23 protein-coding genes are annotated in these 18,754 nt (G+C 68.3%); 8 read left to right on the forward strand and 15 right to left on the reverse strand.

Annotated elements, in window-relative coordinates:
* Positions 1-4 precede the first annotated feature (4 nt).
* The 3 genes from IF46_RS0124190 to IF46_RS0124200 are packed head-to-tail and all read left to right on the forward strand — an operon-like array spanning position 5 to position 3,127.
* On the forward strand, positions 5-982 hold the full coding sequence (locus IF46_RS0124190; RefSeq protein WP_030490669.1) for an ABC transporter permease: 978 nt from the start codon (positions 5-7) through the stop codon (positions 980-982).
* Positions 979-2,082 carry an ABC transporter ATP-binding protein gene (locus IF46_RS0124195; RefSeq protein ID WP_084598023.1) on the forward strand — a complete coding sequence of 368 codons (1,104 nt, stop codon included), beginning with the start codon at positions 979-981 and terminating at the stop codon, positions 2,080-2,082. Before IF46_RS0124190 ends, IF46_RS0124195 begins: the two co-directional genes overlap by 4 nt.
* 13 nt (positions 2,083-2,095) lie before the next feature.
* Positions 2,096-3,127 carry an oligopeptide/dipeptide ABC transporter ATP-binding protein gene (locus tag IF46_RS0124200; protein WP_051724127.1) on the forward strand — a complete coding sequence of 344 codons (1,032 nt, stop codon included), beginning with the start codon at positions 2,096-2,098 and terminating at the stop codon, positions 3,125-3,127.
* A gap of 29 nt (positions 3,128-3,156) precedes the next feature.
* Here IF46_RS0124200 and IF46_RS0124205 read toward each other — a convergent pair whose 3' ends face one another.
* The 4 genes from IF46_RS0124205 to IF46_RS0124220 form a co-directional block, all read right to left on the reverse strand.
* Positions 3,157-4,191: an LLM class flavin-dependent oxidoreductase gene (locus IF46_RS0124205; RefSeq protein ID WP_030490672.1), complete on the reverse strand. Its 1,035-nt coding sequence runs from the start codon at positions 4,189-4,191 to the stop codon at positions 3,157-3,159.
* Positions 4,192-4,345: 154 nt separating this feature from the next.
* Positions 4,346-5,182, reverse strand: a complete 837-nt coding sequence (locus tag IF46_RS0124210; protein WP_030490673.1) for an aldo/keto reductase — start codon at positions 5,180-5,182, stop codon at positions 4,346-4,348.
* 47 nt (positions 5,183-5,229) lie between these two features.
* On the reverse strand, positions 5,230-7,065 hold the full coding sequence (locus tag IF46_RS0124215) for a DUF2075 domain-containing protein (RefSeq protein WP_232234143.1): 1,836 nt from the start codon (positions 7,063-7,065) through the stop codon (positions 5,230-5,232).
* 212 nt (positions 7,066-7,277) lie between these two features.
* Positions 7,278-7,613, reverse strand: a complete 336-nt coding sequence (locus IF46_RS0124220) for a nucleotide pyrophosphohydrolase (RefSeq protein WP_030490675.1) — start codon at positions 7,611-7,613, stop codon at positions 7,278-7,280.
* A 62-nt stretch (positions 7,614-7,675) separates the two neighbouring features.
* Between IF46_RS0124220 and IF46_RS0124225 the strand changes: the two genes are divergently transcribed.
* Positions 7,676-8,086: a hypothetical protein gene (locus tag IF46_RS0124225; RefSeq protein ID WP_030490676.1), complete on the forward strand. Its 411-nt coding sequence runs from the start codon at positions 7,676-7,678 to the stop codon at positions 8,084-8,086.
* Between the two features lie 189 nt (positions 8,087-8,275).
* Here the strand turns inward: IF46_RS0124225 and IF46_RS0124230 are convergent, their stop codons facing one another.
* Positions 8,276-8,779, reverse strand: a complete 504-nt coding sequence (locus IF46_RS0124230) for a hypothetical protein (RefSeq protein WP_157563415.1) — start codon at positions 8,777-8,779, stop codon at positions 8,276-8,278.
* Between the two features lie 280 nt (positions 8,780-9,059).
* On the opposite strand from IF46_RS0124230, the gene IF46_RS0124235 reads away from it, so the two are divergent.
* Positions 9,060-9,527 carry a hypothetical protein gene (locus tag IF46_RS0124235; RefSeq protein ID WP_030490678.1) on the forward strand — a complete coding sequence of 156 codons (468 nt, stop codon included), beginning with the start codon at positions 9,060-9,062 and terminating at the stop codon, positions 9,525-9,527.
* A gap of 56 nt (positions 9,528-9,583) precedes the next feature.
* Here IF46_RS0124235 and IF46_RS0124240 read toward each other — a convergent pair whose 3' ends face one another.
* Both IF46_RS0124240 and IF46_RS0124245 read right to left on the reverse strand, forming a co-directional pair.
* The gene (locus IF46_RS0124240) at positions 9,584-9,787 is read right to left on the reverse strand and encodes a DUF397 domain-containing protein (RefSeq protein WP_030490679.1); all 204 of its coding nucleotides are present in this window, start codon (positions 9,785-9,787) and stop codon (positions 9,584-9,586) included.
* Positions 9,780-10,667, reverse strand: a complete 888-nt coding sequence (locus tag IF46_RS0124245) for a helix-turn-helix domain-containing protein (protein WP_030490680.1) — start codon at positions 10,665-10,667, stop codon at positions 9,780-9,782. The genes IF46_RS0124240 and IF46_RS0124245 overlap by 8 nt, the downstream gene beginning before the upstream one ends.
* 232 nt (positions 10,668-10,899) lie before the next feature.
* Here IF46_RS0124245 and IF46_RS0124250 point away from each other — a divergent pair, with 232 nt between their 5' ends.
* Positions 10,900-11,202 carry a DivIVA domain-containing protein gene (locus IF46_RS0124250; protein WP_030490681.1) on the forward strand — a complete coding sequence of 101 codons (303 nt, stop codon included), beginning with the start codon at positions 10,900-10,902 and terminating at the stop codon, positions 11,200-11,202.
* On the forward strand, positions 11,199-11,450 hold the full coding sequence (locus IF46_RS0124255) for a hypothetical protein (RefSeq protein ID WP_030490682.1): 252 nt from the start codon (positions 11,199-11,201) through the stop codon (positions 11,448-11,450). Before IF46_RS0124250 ends, IF46_RS0124255 begins: the two co-directional genes overlap by 4 nt.
* Positions 11,451-11,464: 14 nt before the next feature.
* Here IF46_RS0124255 and IF46_RS0124260 read toward each other — a convergent pair whose 3' ends face one another.
* From IF46_RS0124260 to IF46_RS0124285, 6 genes are all read right to left on the reverse strand, one after another.
* Positions 11,465-11,980, reverse strand: coding sequence for a Uma2 family endonuclease (locus IF46_RS0124260; protein WP_232234144.1), 516 nt, complete (start codon positions 11,978-11,980; stop codon positions 11,465-11,467).
* Positions 11,981-12,213: 233 nt separating this feature from the next.
* Positions 12,214-13,311 carry a Kelch repeat-containing protein gene (locus IF46_RS35295; protein ID WP_084598024.1) on the reverse strand — a complete coding sequence of 366 codons (1,098 nt, stop codon included), beginning with the start codon at positions 13,309-13,311 and terminating at the stop codon, positions 12,214-12,216.
* A 350-nt stretch (positions 13,312-13,661) separates the two neighbouring features.
* Positions 13,662-13,877: a hypothetical protein gene (locus IF46_RS34885; RefSeq protein ID WP_030490685.1), complete on the reverse strand. Its 216-nt coding sequence runs from the start codon at positions 13,875-13,877 to the stop codon at positions 13,662-13,664.
* Positions 13,878-13,998: 121 nt separating this feature from the next.
* A complete protein-coding gene (locus IF46_RS34520; protein ID WP_036393069.1) occupies positions 13,999-14,391 on the reverse strand; it encodes a hypothetical protein in 393 nt (130 codons plus the stop codon).
* Positions 14,392-14,577: 186 nt separating this feature from the next.
* Complete coding sequence (locus IF46_RS0124280; RefSeq protein WP_030490687.1) at positions 14,578-14,922, reverse strand: type VII secretion target; 345 nt, start codon at positions 14,920-14,922, stop codon at positions 14,578-14,580.
* Positions 14,909-15,301 carry a hypothetical protein gene (locus tag IF46_RS0124285; protein WP_030490688.1) on the reverse strand — a complete coding sequence of 131 codons (393 nt, stop codon included), beginning with the start codon at positions 15,299-15,301 and terminating at the stop codon, positions 14,909-14,911. Before IF46_RS0124285 ends, IF46_RS0124280 begins: the two co-directional genes overlap by 14 nt.
* Before the next feature lie 356 nt (positions 15,302-15,657).
* On the opposite strand from IF46_RS0124285, the gene IF46_RS0124295 reads away from it, so the two are divergent.
* Complete coding sequence (locus tag IF46_RS0124295; protein ID WP_030490689.1) at positions 15,658-16,602, forward strand: TAXI family TRAP transporter solute-binding subunit; 945 nt, start codon at positions 15,658-15,660, stop codon at positions 16,600-16,602.
* Positions 16,603-16,624: 22 nt separating this feature from the next.
* Here IF46_RS0124295 and IF46_RS0124300 read toward each other — a convergent pair whose 3' ends face one another.
* Both IF46_RS0124300 and IF46_RS0124305 read right to left on the reverse strand, forming a co-directional pair.
* Positions 16,625-18,061, reverse strand: a complete 1,437-nt coding sequence (locus IF46_RS0124300; RefSeq protein WP_030490690.1) for a sensor histidine kinase — start codon at positions 18,059-18,061, stop codon at positions 16,625-16,627.
* A 6-nt stretch (positions 18,062-18,067) separates the two neighbouring features.
* On the reverse strand, positions 18,068-18,751 hold the full coding sequence (locus IF46_RS0124305; RefSeq protein ID WP_030490691.1) for a response regulator transcription factor: 684 nt from the start codon (positions 18,749-18,751) through the stop codon (positions 18,068-18,070).
* Positions 18,752-18,754: the final 3 nt, after the last annotated feature.

Genomic DNA, 18,754 nt, shown 5'->3' on the forward strand with positions numbered 1-18,754 from the left:
GGCGGTGCTCATCTACATCCTGCGACGGATCGCCAGCGCGGTCTCCGTCGTCATCGTGACGCTGGTCGCCAGCTTCGGCCTGTTCTTCGTCGCCCCCACCGACCCGGCCGGCACGATCTGCGGCCCGCGCTGCACCCCGGAGCGCTACGCCGACATCAGCGCCAGCCTGAACCTCGACGAACCCGTCGTGCAGCAGGTCGGCGAATATCTCAAGGGGCTCGCGGTCGGGCGGACGTACCACTCCGGTGGGCTCGCCGTCGAGTGCGATGCACCCTGCCTCGGCTACTCGTACACCCTCGGTCAGCCGGTGACCAAGCTGATCGGGCAGGCGTTGCCGATCACCGTCTCGATCGTCCTCGGCGGCGCGGTGGTCTACCTGATCGCCGGCATCCTCGGCGGCATCATCGCGGCCCGACGACGCGGCACCTACCTGGACCGGCTCATGGTCGGCACCTCGCTCGGCATCAACGCCGTGCCGTACTTCGTGGTGGCGCTGCTCGTCTCGCTGTACGCGACGTTCCTGCCGCACGCCGGCTACCACCCGTTGCTGGAGAACCCGCTGACCTGGGCGACCGGGCTGCTGGCCGCCTGGCTGACGCTCGGCCTGGCCAACTCCGCCTCGTACACCCGATACGCCCGCGCGTCCATGATCGAGACGCTGGGTGAGGACTACATCCGGACCGCCCGCGCGAAGGGCATCAGCGAGCGGCGCGTGGTCTACCGGCACGGCCTGCGCGCCGCGATCACTCCGATCGCCACCATCTTCGGCCTCGACCTGGCCTTCCAGTTGACCGGTGCGATCTTCACCGAGGCGATGTTCGGGCTGCCGGGTCTCGGCGTGCTCACCCTGCGCGCGTTCAACCAGTACGACCTGCCGGTGCTCATGGGCGGTGTCCTGGTCGGCTCGGTGGTGCTGGTCGTGATGAATCTGCTCGTCGACATCCTCTACACGATTCTCGACCCGCGAGTGAGGCTGGGATGACCGAACCGCAACTGCTGACCACCCCGGACCGACGGCCCGAGACGGTCTTCCGGGCCCGCCGTGACAGCGCCGAGCGCGTCGCCGGTCAGTCCTACCTGGAGGTCACGGACCTCACCGTCACCTTCCCCACCGCCGACGGGCTCGTCCAGGCGGTCCAGGGGCTCAGCTACTCCCTGCCGCTGGGCCGCACCCTCGCGGTGGTCGGCGAATCCGGCTCCGGCAAGAGCGTGTCCAGCATGGCCATCATGGGTCTGCACGACCCGCGCAGCACCCGGATGACCGGCTCGATCACCGTCGGCGGCGAGGAGATCGTCGGCATGCCACCCGCCGAACTCCGCAAGCGGCGAGGCGCCAACGCGGCGATGATCTTCCAGGATCCGCAGTCCTCGCTGCACCCGTACTTCACCATCGGTGACCAGATCATCGAGGCGTACCGGGCGCACCACCGAGTGTCCAAGCGGGTGGCCCGGGACCGCGCCGTCGACATGCTCGGCCGGGTCGGCATCCCCAACCCGCGCCGCCGCCTGGACGACTACCCGCACCAGTTCTCCGGCGGCATGCGGCAGCGCGCCATGATCGCCATGGCCCTGGTCAACGACCCCAAGCTGCTGATCGCCGACGAGCCCACCACCGCGCTGGACGTCACCGTGCAGGCGCAGATCCTCGACCTGATCATGGAGCTGCAGCAGGACTTCGGCTCGGCGGTCCTCTTCATCACCCACGACCTCGGTGTCGTCGCCGAGATCGCCGACGACGTGCTGGTCATGTACGGCGGCCGCGGCGTCGAGTACGGCCGCGCAGAGTCGATCCTCGGTCGGCCCCTGCACCCGTACACCTGGGGTCTGCTGGAGAGCATCCCGGCGGTCTCCGGCGAACCGGCCCGGCTGCACCCCATCCCCGGCACGCCGCCGAGCCTGCTCGCGCTGCCCAGCGGTTGCTCGTTCCACCCGCGCTGCGAGTTCGCCGGCCGGGCGCCAGGGTGCGCCGTCGACCTGCCTGAGCTGGTCTCCCGCACGGCGGACACCACGAGGGCCTCCCGCTGCCACCTGGCCGACCCGGCCGGGATCTTCGAGACCGACATCCTGCCCCGGCTGCCCTGAAGGAACACACGAGATGACCACCACCACCGACACCGGGGCACCGTTGCTGGAGCTGCGGGACCTCGAGATGCACTTCACCGCGCGGGGCGACGGATGGTTCAGCCGTAAGCAGCACCGGGTCCGCGCCGTGGACGGGGTGTCGCTGCAACTGCGTGCGGGCGAGACGCTCGGCCTGGTCGGCGAATCCGGCTGTGGCAAGACCACCACCGGACGCATGATCACCCGGCTGCTCGAGCCGTCCGGCGGGCAGGTCCTCTACCAGGGCGTCGACATCACGCACCTGAAGGAGAAGGACCTGCGCCCGTACCGGCGGGAGCTGCAGCTGATCTTCCAGGACCCGTACTCGTCGCTGAACCCGCGGCACACCGTCGGCACGATCATCGGCGCGCCGCTGCGGGTGCACAACATCGTGCCGAAGGGCAAGGAGTTGGACCGGGTGCGGGAGCTGCTGGAGGTGGTCGGGCTCAACCCCGAGCACTACAACCGGTACCCGCACGAGTTCTCCGGCGGCCAACGGCAGCGCATCGGCATCGCCCGCGCGCTCGCCGTACAGCCGAAGGTGATCGTCGCCGACGAGCCGGTCAGCGCCCTCGACGTGTCCATCCAGGCGCAGGTGATGAACCTCCTCGAAGACCTGCGCAAGGAGTTCAACATCGCGTTCGTCTTCATCGCGCACGACCTCGGCGTGGTGCGGCACTTCTGCGACCGGGTCGCGGTCATGTACCTCGGTCGAGTCGCCGAGATCGCCGACCGCGACACGCTCTACGGCACCCCGCAGCACCCGTACACCCAGGCGTTGCTCTCCGCCGTGCCCGACCTGGGAGTGGCGCGCGGCGCGACGCCGAAGGCCCGCATCCGACTGACCGGCGACGTGCCCGGCCCGATGGACCCGCCGGCCGGTTGCCGGTTCCGCAGCCGCTGCTGGAAGGCCGAGGACGTCTGCGCCACCACGAACCCTCCGCTGCTGCAGGTGGGCGCTGGGCACGCGGCGGCCTGCCACTTCGCCGGAGCACTGAACGAGGAGCCGGCCGCCGCGATCGCCTGAGGCCCCGCGCGGCGGGGCCAACAGCGCACTCAGTCGGCCAGCAGCTCCCGAACCCGGGGGATCACCTTCGTGCCGTACAGCTCGATGGTGTTCATCAGGTGCTCGTGGGCCATCGAACCGTTTGCGTACTTGAGGTCGATGCGCTGCAGACCGAGGGCCCGGACCGTCTGTGCGATCTTGCGGGCCACGGTCTCCGGTGAGCCGACGTGCCAGGCCCCGTCGACGATGTCGGCTTCGAACCGGGCCCGGTTGATCGGCGGCCAACCGCGCTCCCGGCCGAGCCGGTTCAACAGGTCCCGGGCGTGCGGCCAGAGCAACTCGACCGCCTCCTCGTCGGTGCCGGCAATGAAGCCGGGCACGTGCGCGGTGACCGGAAGGCGCTCCTGGCCGAACTGGGCAAGGGCACGGTGGTACAGCTCGACGTAGGGCGCGAACCGGGCCGGCTCACCGCCGATGATCGCCAAGGCCAGCGGGTAGCCGAGCCGCGCCGCCCGAACGACCGACTGAGGGCTGCCGCCGACGCCGACCCAGGTGCGGATCCGGCCGGACTCCGTCTTCGGGTAGACCTGCTGCTGCGTCAGCGGGGGACGCACGCTGCCCTGCCAGGTCACCGGGCCCTCGGTCAGCAGCTGTGCCATCAGTTCGAGCTTCTCCTCGAAGAGCTGCTCGTAGTCGGCGAGGTCGTATCCGAACAGCGGGAACGACTCGGTGAACGAGCCCCGGCCCAGCATGATCTCCGCGCGACCCTGGGAGACCGCGTCGAGGGTGGCGAAGCGCTCGAAGACGCGTACCGGATCGTCGGAGCTGAGCACGGTCACCGCGGTGCCGAGCCGGATCCGCTCGGTCCGGCCGGCGATCGCGGCGAGCACGATCTCCGGGGCCGTGATCGCGTAGTCGTCGCGGTGGTGCTCACCGAGGCCGATCGCGTCGACGCCGAGCCGGTCCGCGAGCACCGCTTGCTCGACCACGTTCCGGATCACCTGCGCGGACGGCAGCCGCTTCCCGTTCGCGTCGACTGTGACATCGCCGAAGCTGTCCAGCCCGAACTCGACCTCGGTCTGCATGTCGTCTTCTCCTGATCTTGACGCGCCGGCCGCGCCGTTCCTCCAGCTGCTTCCGGCAGTTAAACGGCGGCGTCACAGGCTCCCATTCCCGAACTTGGCAGTGGTAAGCCGCACTCTCGGTCAGATCCTGGACGCCGCCGCCGGGCAAGATCGCTCAGAACTCCTCGTACACCGCCGGGTCCTGGTCCGCGAGCCGCCCGTCCGGGCGGCCCAGCGCCGTGATGGCCTCGACCTGCGCGTCGGTGAGCTTGATGCCGAAGACGTCCAGGTTCTCCGCCTGCCGCTGCGGCGAGGCTGCCTTGGGCAGCGGAATCACCTGACGCGCCACATGCCAGGCCAGGATCGTCTGCGCCGGGCTGACGCCGTGGGCGGACGCGATCTCCACAATGACGGGGTGTTTTTGCAGGTCGTTGCCGTGGCCGAGCGGGCTCCACCCCTGCACCAAGATGCCGTGCTCCCGGTGATAGTCGAGCGCCTCCTGCTGCGGGAAGTACGGGTGCACCTCGATCTGGTTGACCACCGGGGCGACCCCGGTCTCGGCCACCAGCCGGTCGATGTGCTCGGGCAGGAAGTTGGAGAGACCAATGTGCGTGACCAGGCCACGCTCGCGCGCCTCGATCAACGCCCGCCACGCCTGCACGTACAGATCGACCTTGGGGTTCGGCCAGTGGATCAGGTACAGGTCGATGTGGTCGAGGCCGGTGCGGAACACACTCTCCTCGATGGTGGTCAGCGCCTCGTCGTAGCCGTGGTGCCGCCCCGGCAGCTTCGAGGTGACGACCAGTTCGTCGCGTACGTCGCCGGCGGCACGGGCCGCCCGGCCCACGGCACCCTCGTTCTCGTAGTTGAACGCCGAGTCGATCAACCGGTAGCCGGCCCGGATCGCCTGGCCGATCGCGTCGACACCCGCCGAGCCGTTCAGTCGGTACGTGCCGAGCCCGATCGCCGGCAGGGTGGTGCCGTCGGCTGCCGTCAGGTGGGGAATCGTCATGATCGGACCCTACCCGCACGAGCCAGACACCGAACCCAAGCAACCGATCAGTCGACGCCACCTTCGTCGGCTACCTCGTAGACCGTCTCGACCGGCCGGATCACCTTGATCAGCGAGGCGAGGTAATCCCGCGTCTCCGAATCGGTGGAGTAGACGATGGTGCCCTGCATTCCACGGGTCAGCAGAACCTTGTAGGTGTTGCGGATCAGCAGATCCGCTTCGGTATCGCTGACCGACTTGCGGCTGCGGAAGGCCGGGTCCTTGGATTCGTCGCGTCGCGTCACCAGGCGACCGTCCCGGGCCACCAGATCCGGCCCGATGATGACGCCCGACCAGGTGTACTCGAACCCCTGCGCTGTGTAGACGCAGCCCACCTGGCCGAAACCGTCCGGGTCGGTGGCCCAGAACGCACTGCCTGGTGCGTCGCCGACGCTGCGTTCGCTCTTGACGTTCCAAGGTCGCGCCCAGCCGCCGACCTGCACGTCTGGCACCAGGCTGTCGTCCGGACGCGGATCACTCCACGGCCAGCAGTAACCGGCGGACATCCGGGCCGTCACACCAACCGCCTGCTTGTGCGCGAGGAAGGCTTCCATCTCCTCTGGCGACTCGGCAAGACGCAGGTCGACCCGCCCGTCGCCGGCCCAGACGGACGGCTCGCCGTCGTCTAGACCGAGTAGGTCAACGACCCATCGCTCGTATGCCTCACTGCCGCCACAGCGGAACTGGCTGTGCAGCGACACCACCTCGACGTCAAGGTTCAGTTGTTTCGCGTACGACGAGATGACCTCGACGTTGCCCAACTCGCCCGGCTTGACCACCTGATGCTGATCGAGCAGGAAGACCGGCACCCGGGCCGCGGCGATAAGTTCATCGATCTGTGAACGAGCCTCCGCCCGGCTGGCTTTCGGCGTGAACCGGTTGACCGAGGTCTCCCGAATTCGGTGCGCCTCGTCGCAGATCAGGACGTCCAGGCCGTTGCGGTCGGCGGACATGAAGCTGTTGAAGTAGCCAAAGAGACTCTTCAGCCGGGTCGAGCCTTTTCCGGCGTATTTGCGCAAGGTCTGGGTGAACGACCGCGAGCCCGTGGCGTGCATGACGGAGCGGTTCTGGCGGGCCAACTCGCCGAGCACCGAAAGGGCGATCACGCTCTTGCCGCTGCCTGGTCCGCCCGAGACGATGACGACCGACTTGCGGTCCGCCGACCGGGCCCGTTCGACGGCGTGCAGCACCAACTCGTACGCCACCCGCTGCTGATCCAGCAGTGTGAAGTGCGACCGATCCTTCAGCTCCTGCGCGGCATACCGCAACAGGTGGCGACTGGGCCGGACCGAGCTGGTGAGGAAGCGATCCGCTGCTCCGGCTCCGGAGGCCGGGGCGAGATGGGTGCGCAGGTAATCGAGGAACTGGCCGCGCCGCTGCTTGGTGAAGATGCGGCTCTGCTCGGTCGCCCGGCGATCGAACAGGTCACTGATGTCGCGGTCGGACGCGTTGTGCAGATACGCCGCCCCGCGGACCGGGTTCCGTTCCTCGGCGAGGATGCCCAGGAAGTCCGTCAGGTACTCGCAGTACTGCTCGACCTGGACACCGGGATGCAACCGCAGGCCCCGTGCGTGCTCTACCGCCACGAGGGTGTCAGACCCCTCGTAGGACTCGGCGTAGGACCACTGCTTCAACTCGACGACGACGTAGGAATCTCCGGACGTCCTGGGGTCCACACCGGCGAGCACGACATCAACCCGCTTGCTGGTCAGCGGCAACTGGTACTCCACCAGCATCTCCACCTGGCCGAGACCCGCGTCGGCGAGATCCTGCCCCAGCACCTCAAGGCTGCGAGACCAGGAACGACGTTCTGCCGGACCCACGTTGCGACCGATCTGTTCCACGATTCGGTCCGGGAGTACACCGGCGGCACTCAGGCGCAGCAGACCATCGGCAGACGTACGGAACGCTGACAACACTTGCCCCCGGGCAGCACGAAGTTATCGTGCGCATGGGGGGCGTGTCCGGCAGTCGCCGAAAGCCCGTCGTGACGCGCTTCTACGTGATGGACTGTAGCGAAGAGATCAACTCAACGCCATGCTGACGCTTCCGGCGGTTACCGTTTCGCCGCTGACCCGCGAGCCTGCTCGACGGGGTAGCGGCGAGCCGAGTCCTCGAGCTTGGTCAGGGCTGCCTCTACCAGGTCGACACCGAGTACGTCGGCGAGCCGAGTCAGATAGATCATGACGTCACCGATCTCGGCCCGCACCCGGCTGCCCGCGTCCGGATCGGACATGACCGTCGCGGACTGCTCCGGCGTGAGCCACTGGAACTCGGCAATCAGCTCACCGACTTCACCAGCGAGTGCCATGGCCAAGTTCTTGGGCGTGTGGAACTGCTGCCAGTCCCGCTCCTCCGCGAACGCCCGTACGCGGCCAGTCAGGTCATCCATGCCGTGAGCATCGCAGCTAGACTCAGTCGACCAGCACTTGCCGGACCCGGGGGATCAGGTCGATGAGCGGCGGCCAGCTGAAGACGGCGGGGATGTTCCGCGAATTCGGGCCGGTCCGCTCCGCCGAGCCGCAGGAGAGCATCTTCGACAGCGTCGCCGACGAGAAACTACCCGACCTCACGCAGGTAGTCACCTATCTGGATTCAGGCCACATCCTCGTCGACGCGATGGACATCGCCAACGACGCCTTCGACCCGACCCGGCAAGTGATGAACGGCTCTACCGTCATGACCGACGGTGATTGGCTTTGGCGGAAGGACCTCGCCTACTACCTGCGGCGTCACCGTATCGCATTGCCGGAAGAATTCCTTGCGATCATCCGCGAGCGTAACTACGTCGTCCCTTCGCGGAGTGTGCCGGAGCTGACGGCTTGTTCGCGGCAGGCAGGGGACTTGATGTTTTGGGACAGCTGACAAGCCCGCTGGCCACGCAAGCCCTTCGGCGGCAGCCGTGAGCTGACGCACTGCACGAGACAGATACCCAGAGTGATCGAAGAATCTCGGAGTGTCAATGTCGTGCGAATGCGCCAGCTCGCTACCTGGGCAACCCGAAATGCGGAGATAAGTCGGCGTACGGGATGAATTGCTAGGCGCGGCGGCGGGTCACAACGAGACGATGACCGGCTGGACCTGGACGTTCTTGGTCAGCTGCTGCGGCGAGGGGATGGGCGTGCTGATGTTGACAGACGTGTTGTAGCCGTAGATGACGACGCCGTCGAGGTGGTTCGCGCCGGGCCAGTTCGACTCCAGGCGGACCGCCATCTGAGTAGGGAAGTTGGTCACCTCTTCGGCGCATGACCGGATCAGGACGACGCTCGGGGTGGCGGTCAGGTGGGTGGCCAGCATTTTCGCCAGCTTCTTGTAGGTCCAGCCCCAGTTCTTGGCGCCAGCTTCGGCATCGCCGATCTCTTCGTCGTTGCCGTGCGCACGAATGCACAGTGGCTCGCCCGCCTGCACCCCGGCCAGGTAGGTGGCCAACTGCCGATCCGCCTCGGCCTGCGTGAGCCCGGCGTCGATCGGCAGGAGTGCGCCCCACGCAGCCGCACCCGATTCGGGTCCTTCAGATTGGCTGCGGGTATTTGGATCCTGCGTCGCCACAATGAACATGACATTCTCCTTTGGAGTAGGCGCCAGTTTCAGAAGAACCGCCGAAGGCAGATTAGCGTGGTGACCGAAGAATCTCCCTGTCAGCTATCCGGCTTAAACGGGCGGTGTCGTTGGTCGGACAATTATTGACGGCGTCAACGGGGCGAGGCTTGATTGGTGCCAGTCGTCGACGTGCAATTCCCGGATGCGCAACTGGCGTACGGTCGGGGCCGACGTCGGGGCAGCCGCCAGGGGCGGGATGGGATGTCCTCGTCATGACAGGAGCTACCGGAGGTAAGAGTTGCGCTATCAGATCCACTTCGAGCAGGAACTTCCCGCCGAGGCGCTACGCCGACTCCTGCAGGAGGACTACGGCATCTCTCCGGACACGGTCTACGTGGGCCGCATCGAGGCCCGGGCGGTCGATGACCCTCGGCCGATCGCCATGCTCAACCCGCCGGGCGAGGACGAGGAATTCGGCTGGATCCTAAGCGGCGACAACGAACTTGCCGACGCTACTGGTCAGGGTGAACGAGAGCTGGCGGCGACCCTGGCCCGAAATTTCGGGGTGCGGGCGCTCGTCGACGACGGTGGCATCTACCCCGACCGGTGGGTACTGGTCAGCACCGACGGCAGCAGCGGTCGGGTCCACACTGACGAGGACGCAGCCGCCGACGGGGACCTGCGGGTCGTACACGCTCTCGAACCGATCAGTGGAGAGCCGCAGCTTTCCGTCGTACCACCGCCGGACTGGGCCCGTGACTGGTGACCGATTGGAGAAGGCAGCACCCGTATCATGCCTGCACGCCATCGGTGAGGCCGAATTTAGCTGGAGCGTCCCTCACGTTTGGCAGCCACGACGAAGTGGGTCCATGCCTGGACGGTGAAGGTGAGTAGCGGTCCCGCGGAATCCTTCGAGTCGCGGACCGCGACGATGCCGGGGAGGTTGTCGGCGACCTCGACGCAGTCGCCACCGTTGTCGCCGCTGCGGGTGCTCTTGCGCCAGACGGCGCCGGTCAGGTCAGTCATGCCGCATCTCCCCAGCGATCCGCTTGATCATGTCAGTCGATTCTGCCTCGCCGAGGGCAAGCGCATCCAGCCCTCGCCAGACGCGCTCGTAGGCGGCCAACTCGTCGGGCTTGTCGAGGTACAGCGCCCCGGTCAGCGATTCGCTGTAGACCACCGACGGCTCCGGCGCGGCGCGACCACCCTTAGTCGGCGGAAAGTCGAGGATCACAAACGACCCCGCAACCGCGCCGGGCTGCGGTCCCGCCGCCAGTGGCAACACCCTAACGCTGACATTCGGCAACTCGGACAGCTTGGCGAGGTGATCGAGCTGCGCGGTCATGACCATCGGCCCGCCGACGCCGCGGCGGAGGACCGCCTCAGACAGCACGGACTCCAGCCTCGGAGCAGTCGGCAGTCGCCGGAAGAGCAACGCCTGCCGTTGGAGTCGGACCTCGACCGCCCGCTCCCGATCTTCCTCGCTCAGCATCCCGCCGAGGCGATAGAGCGCGTGGGCGTACTCCCTGGTCTGCAGGATCCCCGGGATGAGCGACTCGTCGTAACGACGGAGCCGGGCCGCAGCGGATTCCAGCCCCACGTACAGCTCGAACCAGTTCGGCACCGCATCGCCGTACGCGTGCCACCAACCCTTCGATTTCGTCTCCACGGCCAGCCCGCGCATTGCCTCGGTCATCTCGGGCGACACCCCGTACAGCTCGCACATCGCCTTGACGTCGAGCACCCGGACTGAGCCCTGGCCGCATTCGAGGCGCCAGATCTTCTGTCGGCTGTATTCGAGGGCTTCGGCGGCGGCGTCGAGCGTCACGCCGGCCTCGTTGCGGAACTGCCGCAGCAGCCGGCCGAGTTGCCGACGCGGCACGGTCGATCCGATGTCTTCGGGCATCCACACACTCCCTGGTTCCAACGCGCAACACTGCGTGACCTGGCTCTGCAACTCCTACGGGTTTCAGCAAAGAAAGTCAATGCACAACAGGGAAATCGCGGTATTGAATGTTGCGTTTCCGCTGCGGACCGTCGCAGGCTGGTCACAGCACGGCGGCCGACCGGTCCCCCCGAACGGTCGCCGTGCTTCCCCGAGCACCCCGCGTACCTCCGCATCCGGAAGGCAGGCAGACATGAACACCCAGAGCCAGCGGCCAGGGCCGCGAAGCGGTGGTGCGACCCACCGCTCTGCCGCGTACACAAGGCTGTTGCCGTGGCAGGTGCGCGAGCGCCGCTTCTCGCCGGTCGGGTTCGGACGTCGCGGTCTGAACCCCGACGACGTCTACGCCTTCCTCGACCGGGTCGCCGTCGACATGGCCGCCGTCTACGCCGCTCTCGCCGAAAGTCGCCGCGAGACCGCCCGGATCAAGGCCGGGCTGCGTCGCTGGCAGACCGATCAGGCCCGTGCCCGCAACGAGCGGGGCGAGGGGCGATGAGCCAGCGGTACGTCGTCCACCTGCCCGTCGTCGCCACCGACCTGCCCGCCGCGCAGCGCCTGGCCCGGGTCATCGGCCGCTGGATGCTGGTGCTGCCGATGACCGACCCGGGGGAGACCACCGTCTCCGAAGAGGATCAGCAGTTCCTCCGCCACCGGGTCTTCTGTGACCTGCGGATGCCTGGCGGCCGGCGTTGCCTGCTCCGAGACGGCCATGATGGCGCCTGCTCACGCCGCTTGCGTCGCTGACCAGTCGGACCGCTCTAGCCGAGGCCGTACTCGTCTATGCCGGTGTTGAGGACCCAGGCGAGTGGCATGGTCGCCTGGGTGACGTACTGGTCGCCGTCCAGGCGGTACATGCTGACGGTCTGCGCCGAATCCTGATCGACCACCCAGTACTGGGGGATGGCGGCGGCGGCGTATTCGCTGCGTTTGGTCACCGTGTCGACACCCTCGGAGCCGGGGGAGACGATCTCGACCACGAGGAGAACGTCGGCGACTGGCAGCCACACACCGTCTGCTTGAGCCTTGCTCCATACGACCAAGTCTGGGATCCGGCCGCCGATACCGCCGTCACGGCCCGGTATGCGTAACCCGACCGCTTGGGCGATGTGTTCCGCCGGGACACCGCCCTGGGCAAGCCACACCATGAGCCGGGTCGCGATGATCGCGTGGTTGTAGCCCGGCGGCGGCATGATCGAGACGACTCCCTCGGGGCTGATTTCGTACCGGTGGTTCTCGTCTGCGGCCATCATTGCCGTCAGGTCGTCGAGCGTCACGACCGGGGGCATGTACCTGCCAACCGCCTCTGAGCTCATGGGCGCATCGTACCGACTCGCCGCGCGGTTCCGGCGGTGACGGAGCCGCATCACCGCAGTGACCGCCGGATTCATTCTTTGCAAGCGCGTTTGGTTTGTGGGTTGGTCGGGTGTGTCGCTCTCACCGACGAGGCGCAACAACTCCCCATCGTCCACATCCACCAGGCGCGCACACCTCCGGCACCCAGCCGTCGCTAACGTCCGCTGCGCATCGCGTCCGCCTGAGGCTGAGGATCGGGGGAAGAGTCGCCGGCCGGAGGCTGGGGGACCCGGTGGCGGGCAGTCGCCCGCGCGGACTCCACCGCGGAGGTGTGCCCGCTGATGGCGAAGATCCTCCTGCCGCTCGTAACCGCCGCCCCTTCACGATGGGCGGCGGTGGTACCGGTGACCGTCTCCCAGATGCCGGTGTTGGGCGAGTACACATCCACCCGGGTGGTGTCCACACAGTCGACCGGCACTCCCGTAGGGTCGGTGACCAGCTCACAGCCACCTATCGCGTAGATCCGGCCGTCCGGGCCGGTCGTGGCGTCGACCAGACACCGCCGGCTGGGAAGCGGCGCGAGAGTCGTCCAGGAGTCGATCGCGGGCGAGTACGCCTCGACGACGTTGAGGGCGTTCGTGTCACCGTCTCCGCAGCCGCCGATCGCATAGATCCGCCCGTCCGGTCCGCTCGCCACCCCCATGTCGTAGCGCGGCGTGGGCATCGACGCTCCGGTGGTCCACCGGTCCACCCTGGGGTCGTAGATCTCAAGGGTGGCGAGCGAGTTGCGGCGGTGCCCGCCAACGGCGTAGACGCGGCCGTCGGCGCCGGCTGTCGCGGCGAGCAGTTGTCGTTCGGTGGGCATCGGCGCCACGGGCACCCAATGGTCGTCGCCCGGCGTCAGGGCGAACACGGAGCTGAGGAACGCTCCCTCGGCGCCGGGAGAGCTGCCACCGATCGCGTAGACGCGTCCGTCTCCGCCCGTGGCCGCCGCAAGACGTAACCTGGGGCGGGGCAGCGACGGACCAGCCTTCCACTGTCTCGTCCGAGGTGTGTAGACCTCCACGACCCCGGTGGCAAAAGCCCCGATAGCGCCCCCGATCGCGTAGATCGACCCGTCCGGTGCCGTAGCCGCCGCCAGCGCGAAGCGGGGGCTAGATAGCGGGTCGTCCGCCCGCCAGTGGACTGCGGATCGGTCGCCCCCGCCTGCGGCACCGGCGACGGGTGTCAGAATCTGGGCCACCGCGACGGCAATGGCGAGGAACAGTGCTCTACGTGGCGCAGCGCGGCCGATAATACGAATTGTTGTCACGATTAGGGCGCTCCATTCGCGATGAGTCGGCGGGCGCTTCCGCCTTCGGCAGATTAACAGCCTGACGTCCGCGAAAACTGCGAGAAATCGGTCACTTCCCGCCGAATGCGAAAAGGCGCCGTGGTCAATTACGCCGTCCTGCGGGAGGAAGTCAGCATCCCGTCTGGGTCCACGGTCTGACCACGGACGACCAGGCGGTTCCTAATCCCACTCAGAGCGCGTTTGGTTTGTGGGTTGGTCGGGTGCCTGCCGGTCCGACAGACGCGAGATCAGGAACTCCAGCGTCCAGTCGAACAACCCTCCCGCCGTAGTCCAGTCAACCCCGGGCTTCAGCACGATAAGACTAGCCATCACGTCTCCATGACGATTGCTGGCGGACCGACGCTGTGGGCCGCGATGAAGTGCTCGATCGCACCGGCGATAGCTTTGGGCAGCCCGACCGGGTTCAGCTTGCGAACGCCATCCTCGTCGGGAACTCGCCGCTGGACCGCCAACTTGTCATCCAAACCGAACTCGTACCGGACCTCGTCTGCGGCTGCCTCGACACGCCGCACGGTCACCAGCATTCCTATATCGTTGGCCGCCAATGTCCGAGTCGTCCTCGTAGGCCGGCCCGGGTGCGGGCGCTCTCCAGCCGGAAGGTGCCTGCTCCCGCCGCAGAAAGGTTCTGAGGTTGGGCCATCCGCGTCAGTGGTATCCGAGGATCCGTGTCGCTTCCTCGCCAACCAGCCGGAGCTGATCTGCTCGGAGGTCGGGCATGCGGTAATCATTGCCGCGCACGGTCTCCAGAAATTCCGTGGGGAGCTGCACGCGGTATGTGGCGAGGTAGTAGCGGAGGTCGTCACGCCACAGCCACTCGCCGTCCGTAAGTATCGATGCGCCCCCAACAAGGTGTCGGCCGCTGCCGAGCACGTCGATCTCCGCGCCCATGACGGCGATGAGGCCATGCCCATGGCGTAGATAGTCTTCGACCCGGACGGCGTCGGGGAGCGGCTCCGCGTTGACGTGCGTGTGGATGCTCTCCACGTACACCTCGGTCTGGTTGGGTCCCAGTTCTCGAAAGAACCCCACGGTCTTCATTGGTGCCCTCTCGCTCGCGGTACGAAGACCTCCCAGGCGCCGCCGCTCTCGACGACTGGAGGCTGCCGTCGATCCAACTGACGTTGCGGACGCCCTGCGCGATGAGTTCGATGTCCTCGCAGATCCACACGCCGGCCCAGGCGCTGGGCGGGGTGTCCGCAGCGGCGGCGACGAGTGGGCTCACCGTCACGGCTGCTGCCGCACCCCGTCGAGCGGCTGTTGCCGTACCCCGTCGAGCAGGTGTTTGGCGTGGGCGTCGGAGCTTCGGTAGCGGTGGGCGCCGACCCGCAGCTTGTCGGCGGTGTCCCGCACCGACTCGGCGGCGGCGGCGACGCCGTCGACGAGGGTTCGCTGGAGGCCGTCGAGCAGCATCGGCATCATCGCGCAGAGTTGCCCGTAGGCGTCGGTGCCCAACCGGACGTGCTGGCCTGCCTGTTGGGCGGTGTCGAGGCTGCTGGCGCAGCGATCGAGGCGCGCGGCGTGGGCGGTCAGGTCGTCCGGGTCGACCTGGATGCCGTCACCGGCGGGCATCGTCCTGGTCGCGGATCAGCCGCGTGCGGTACGAGTCGATGATGGCCTGGGCGATCGGGTCGTCACCCAATGACTGCGTGACTGCGTCGCTGACCTGTCGGAGCAGGTCGGCGCGCGCGGCGGTGGTGGTCTCCAGGATCTGCCGAGCGGTGTGCGCCGCGGGTTGTTGCCGGATGCGTTCGTCGAGTTGCAGGTCGATCAGCAGGCCAGCCAAGTCGACGGTGACCTCGATCGTCCGGTCGGCGTTGCGGGCGGTGCCGATCAGGGCCGGCATCGTCGCCGACAGCGTCTTCGCGCGTGCCGCCCGCTCGGCGAGCGACGACTCCCACTCGTCGAGGCGGCGCTCCGCCGCGTCGAGCGCAGCGTCATCCGTCCACATGTCGACCCTCCCCAGGGGACCACCACCGGCAGCGGCCGCCAACATCACCGGCACGCTATCAACCGGTGGCGCTGCGTGCAGGCCCGCTCAGGCTGTCGACAAGGCCCGCCGTCCCCTCGCCTCGGCCTCGTCGATCATGGAGTTGTGGTGGGCAACAAAGCACCCGTCATCACCCCAAGCCAGGCACCACAACTCCATGATCGACCGAGTCGGTCCGCGATCTTGCACTTGCTGTCGCGGCATAAACCTTTAGTCCGCGCATATCGACAACCGAGACTGCAAGATCGGCGAGGCGAGGCGAGGCGAGGCGAGGTGGGGTGGGGTGGGGTGGGGTGGGGCGTCCGTATCATTTTGGCATGGTGCTGGTCAGCCGGCGGGCGGTGCTCTTGAGCGCTGCAGGGCTGCTTGTGGGCTGTTCGGGGCGGCCTGAGGCGGGCGAGGTCCACCTGCGGCTGGCGACCGGGCCGGCGGGGGCGGTCTACCGGCGGATCGGCGGCGCGCTGGCCGAGCACATCTCCGAGCAGGTGCCGGGTACCACGGTGACCACCGTGCCGAGCGGGGCGTCCACCGACAACATTCGGATGCTGCGCGCCGGCGAGGTGCACCTGGGGCTGACGAGCCTGGACGCGCTGATCACGAGCGATGGCACCGCGCCTGGAGGGCTCTCGGCGATCTGCCGGCTCTACGACAGTCACCTGCACCTCGTGGTCATGGCCGATTCGGCGATCGGCGAGTTTCGGGATCTTGCGGGCAAGCGCGTGTCGCTCGGTGCGCACGACTCCGGCACGGAGTTCACGTCGCTGCGGGTCCTGAAGCTCGGCCCGCTCAACGCCGACGGCCGGAATCTCAGTCAGGCCGAGTCGGCGGCGGCGCTGCGCGACGGCACGATCGACGCGATGTTCTCCCTGACCGGCGTCCCGACACCCGCGATCACCGAGTTGGCGCAGCGGCACCCCATCCGGCTGATTCCGTTGGACGCGCAGGCGGACGGGCTCTTCACGGCGTACCCGGGTCCGTATGCCCCGGCCATGATCCATGCGGCTGCCTACGCCGGCGTCCCGGCCACCCGCACCGTCGCCGTACCGAATGTGCTGCTCGCGCGCGACGACCTTCCCGACGACTTGGTCTACGCCATCACCGACACGGTCTTCACGCACACCGGCGCGATTACCTCCGCTGGCCGCGACGACGCCGAAGCCCTTCCGGAGGCGTGGCAGATCAACGTGCGGACCGGGATCTCCACCGCGTCGGTCCCGCTGCATCCCGGCGCGGCGGCCTGGTTCCGCGACCGCAAGCGCTGACCCCGCAACAGGGACCGGAACGTCAGACCGACGCCGACGCGTCGGACGGCGACGCCACCTGAGGAGCGACCGGCAACGCCACCACCGCGGCGAACCCGTACCCGGACCCGTCCGGACGGCGCAGGCCCTCCTCCAGCCGCAGCTCACCCCCGGCCGCTCCGACCAGGTCGGCGCAGATCGCCAGGCCAAGGCCGGTCCCGGACACGTTCTGGTGCCGCGGTGACCGCCAGAACCGTCGTAACGCCTGGTCCCGCTCAGACGCGTCGATGCCCTGGCCGTCGTCACGGACGGCGATCGTGACCACGGCGCCGGGGACGGCCTGTGCGGTCACCTCCACGACCCGCGCGTCGGAGAGCCGTAACGCGTTGCTGATCAGCTCGTCGAGGATGCTGCCCAGGCCGCCCGGCGGCTCCAACAACCGCAACCCCGGCGGTACGTCGACCGCCAGCGTCTGGCCTGCCGTGGCGGTGAGGGCCCGCCACCGGTCGACCCGGGTCGCCAGCACCTCGTCGAGGTCCACCGGCGACGCCGTCCGCAGGCTCTCCATCCGCGCGCTGGCCTGTAGCGAGTTGAGCATCCGCTGCATCGCCTTCAGCTCGTCGACGGCGACGTCGTACATCTGCTGCCCGTCGCCCTCGGGCCGCAGGTGCGGTGCGAGGCTCTCCACCGCGAGCCGGAGGCTGGTCAACGGGTTGCGCAACTGGTGCGACGCGTCGGACACGAACGCGCGCTGGCGCTGCACGGCGTTCTCGACGGCGTCCATCATGGTGTTGAACGACCGCGCGAGCCGCCGCAGCTCGATCGGGCCGGCCTCGGCGTCGGCGCGGATCGTCAGGTCGCCCTCGGAGATCCGCGAGGTCGCCGCGTCCAGTTTCCGCACCGGTCGCAGCACCCACGCCGACACCGGCCAGGCCACGGCCGTTAGCGCGAGCAGCGGCAGCAGCCCGAGCCCGGCCAGCCGGGCCCAGCGTACGAGGATCAGCTCCCGCGTCCTGGACAGGTCGGAGATCGTCACGACGGCCCCGACGACCTCGCTGTCCCGGCCGACCGGCTCTGCCACGACCAGCGCGGAGTCGTGCCACGGCGCCCACTCCCAGGATGGTTCGGATCGGGCGCCGGCAAGTGCCGCGGTCACGATCCGGGGCAGCGCCGGCTCGGCGCGGGCCGCCTGCTCGTACGCGTCGGTCGGCCCGAGCAGCACCGTGCCGGACGTGTCGATCAGCGCGACCGGGATGGCGTAGAGCTCGTGGTACCGCGTCAACTCCTGCTGTAACGCCTCGGTGCGCCCGGTCGACAGCGCGGTCTCGGCCAGCGAGGCGAACCGGCCGACGTCGCCCAGCCGGTTGACGTACGTCTCCTGCATCTCCCGTTCGGCCACGGTGACGCTGAGCGGCACCCCGAGCGCCGCGACGAGCAGCACCGCGAGGGGCACCATGACGACGAGCAGTCGGCGGTGCACGGCGCGTCAGCCGATCAGCTCCGGCTGGTCGGCCAGCAGCCGATAGCCGACGCCGTGGATCGTGCGGATGACCACGCCCGGCCCCAGCTTGTGCCGCAGCGCCGCGATGTGGGTGTCCAGGGTGCGGCTGGAGGACTCCCAGGTCGCCCCCCAGATCTGGTCGAGGATGACGTCGCGGCCGACCACGTTGGGCGCGCGCCGGGCCAGGAGCAGAAGCAGTTCGAACTCCTTGCGGGTCAACGGCACGGCGGTGCCGTCGACGGTGACTTCGCGGGTGCCGACGCCGATGCGCATCGGGCCGAGGACGAGTGGCTCGTCCGGCTGGCCGAGAGCGCGAGCGGCCCGGGTGCGCCGTAGGACGGCGTCGATCCGGGCGAGCAGCTCCGGGATGCCGAACGGTTTGACGATGTAGTCGTCGGCACCGGCCCGCAGGCCACGGACCCGTTCGTGCTCTTCGGATCGGGCGGTCACCGCGATGACGGCGGTCTGTGGGCGGTCGCGCAGCTTGCGGATCACGTCGAGCCCGTCGCCGTCGGGCAGGCCCAGGTCGACGAGGACCACGTCGGACGGCGCGGCGCGCACGGCCTCGGCGGCGGTCGCGACGCGGTGGACCTCGAAGCCCGCCTGGGTCAGGACGGTCACCAGACCCCGCGCCACACGGTCGTCATCCTCGATGACGGTTATCCGCATACC

Source organism: Micromonospora chokoriensis, from assembly GCF_000718555.1.
Classification (GTDB): domain Bacteria; phylum Actinomycetota; class Actinomycetes; order Mycobacteriales; family Micromonosporaceae; genus Micromonospora; species Micromonospora chokoriensis_B.

Bases quoted from the DNA above. Each gene is read 5' to 3' on its own strand.
- IF46_RS34885 (WP_030490685.1), bottom strand. From the start codon at position 13,877: ATGCTGGTGACCGTGCGGCGTGTCGAGGCAGCCGCAGACGAGGTCCGG.
- IF46_RS0124220 (WP_030490675.1), bottom strand. From the start codon at position 7,613: ATGGATGACCTGACTGGCCGCGTACGGGCGTTCGCGGAGGAGCGGGAC.
- IF46_RS0124250 (WP_030490681.1), top strand. From the start codon at position 10,900: ATGAACACCCAGAGCCAGCGGCCAGGGCCGCGAAGCGGTGGTGCGACC.
- IF46_RS0124195 (WP_084598023.1), top strand. From the start codon at position 979: ATGACCGAACCGCAACTGCTGACCACCCCGGACCGACGGCCCGAGACG.
- IF46_RS0124225 (WP_030490676.1), top strand. From the start codon at position 7,676: ATGAGCGGCGGCCAGCTGAAGACGGCGGGGATGTTCCGCGAATTCGGG.
- IF46_RS0124240 (WP_030490679.1), bottom strand. From the start codon at position 9,787: ATGACTGACCTGACCGGCGCCGTCTGGCGCAAGAGCACCCGCAGCGGC.
- IF46_RS0124230 (WP_157563415.1), bottom strand. From the start codon at position 8,779: ATGTTCATTGTGGCGACGCAGGATCCAAATACCCGCAGCCAATCTGAA.
- IF46_RS0124245 (WP_030490680.1), bottom strand. From the start codon at position 10,667: ATGCCCGAAGACATCGGATCGACCGTGCCGCGTCGGCAACTCGGCCGG.
- IF46_RS0124205 (WP_030490672.1), bottom strand. From the start codon at position 4,191: ATGCAGACCGAGGTCGAGTTCGGGCTGGACAGCTTCGGCGATGTCACA.
- IF46_RS0124295 (WP_030490689.1), top strand. From the start codon at position 15,658: ATGGTGCTGGTCAGCCGGCGGGCGGTGCTCTTGAGCGCTGCAGGGCTG.
- IF46_RS0124305 (WP_030490691.1), bottom strand. From the start codon at position 18,751: ATGCGGATAACCGTCATCGAGGATGACGACCGTGTGGCGCGGGGTCTG.
- IF46_RS0124200 (WP_051724127.1), top strand. From the start codon at position 2,096: ATGACCACCACCACCGACACCGGGGCACCGTTGCTGGAGCTGCGGGAC.
- IF46_RS34520 (WP_036393069.1), bottom strand. From the start codon at position 14,391: ATGAAGACCGTGGGGTTCTTTCGAGAACTGGGACCCAACCAGACCGAG.
- IF46_RS0124210 (WP_030490673.1), bottom strand. From the start codon at position 5,182: ATGACGATTCCCCACCTGACGGCAGCCGACGGCACCACCCTGCCGGCG.
- IF46_RS0124255 (WP_030490682.1), top strand. From the start codon at position 11,199: ATGAGCCAGCGGTACGTCGTCCACCTGCCCGTCGTCGCCACCGACCTG.
- IF46_RS0124280 (WP_030490687.1), bottom strand. From the start codon at position 14,922: ATGCCCGCCGGTGACGGCATCCAGGTCGACCCGGACGACCTGACCGCC.
- IF46_RS0124285 (WP_030490688.1), bottom strand. From the start codon at position 15,301: ATGTGGACGGATGACGCTGCGCTCGACGCGGCGGAGCGCCGCCTCGAC.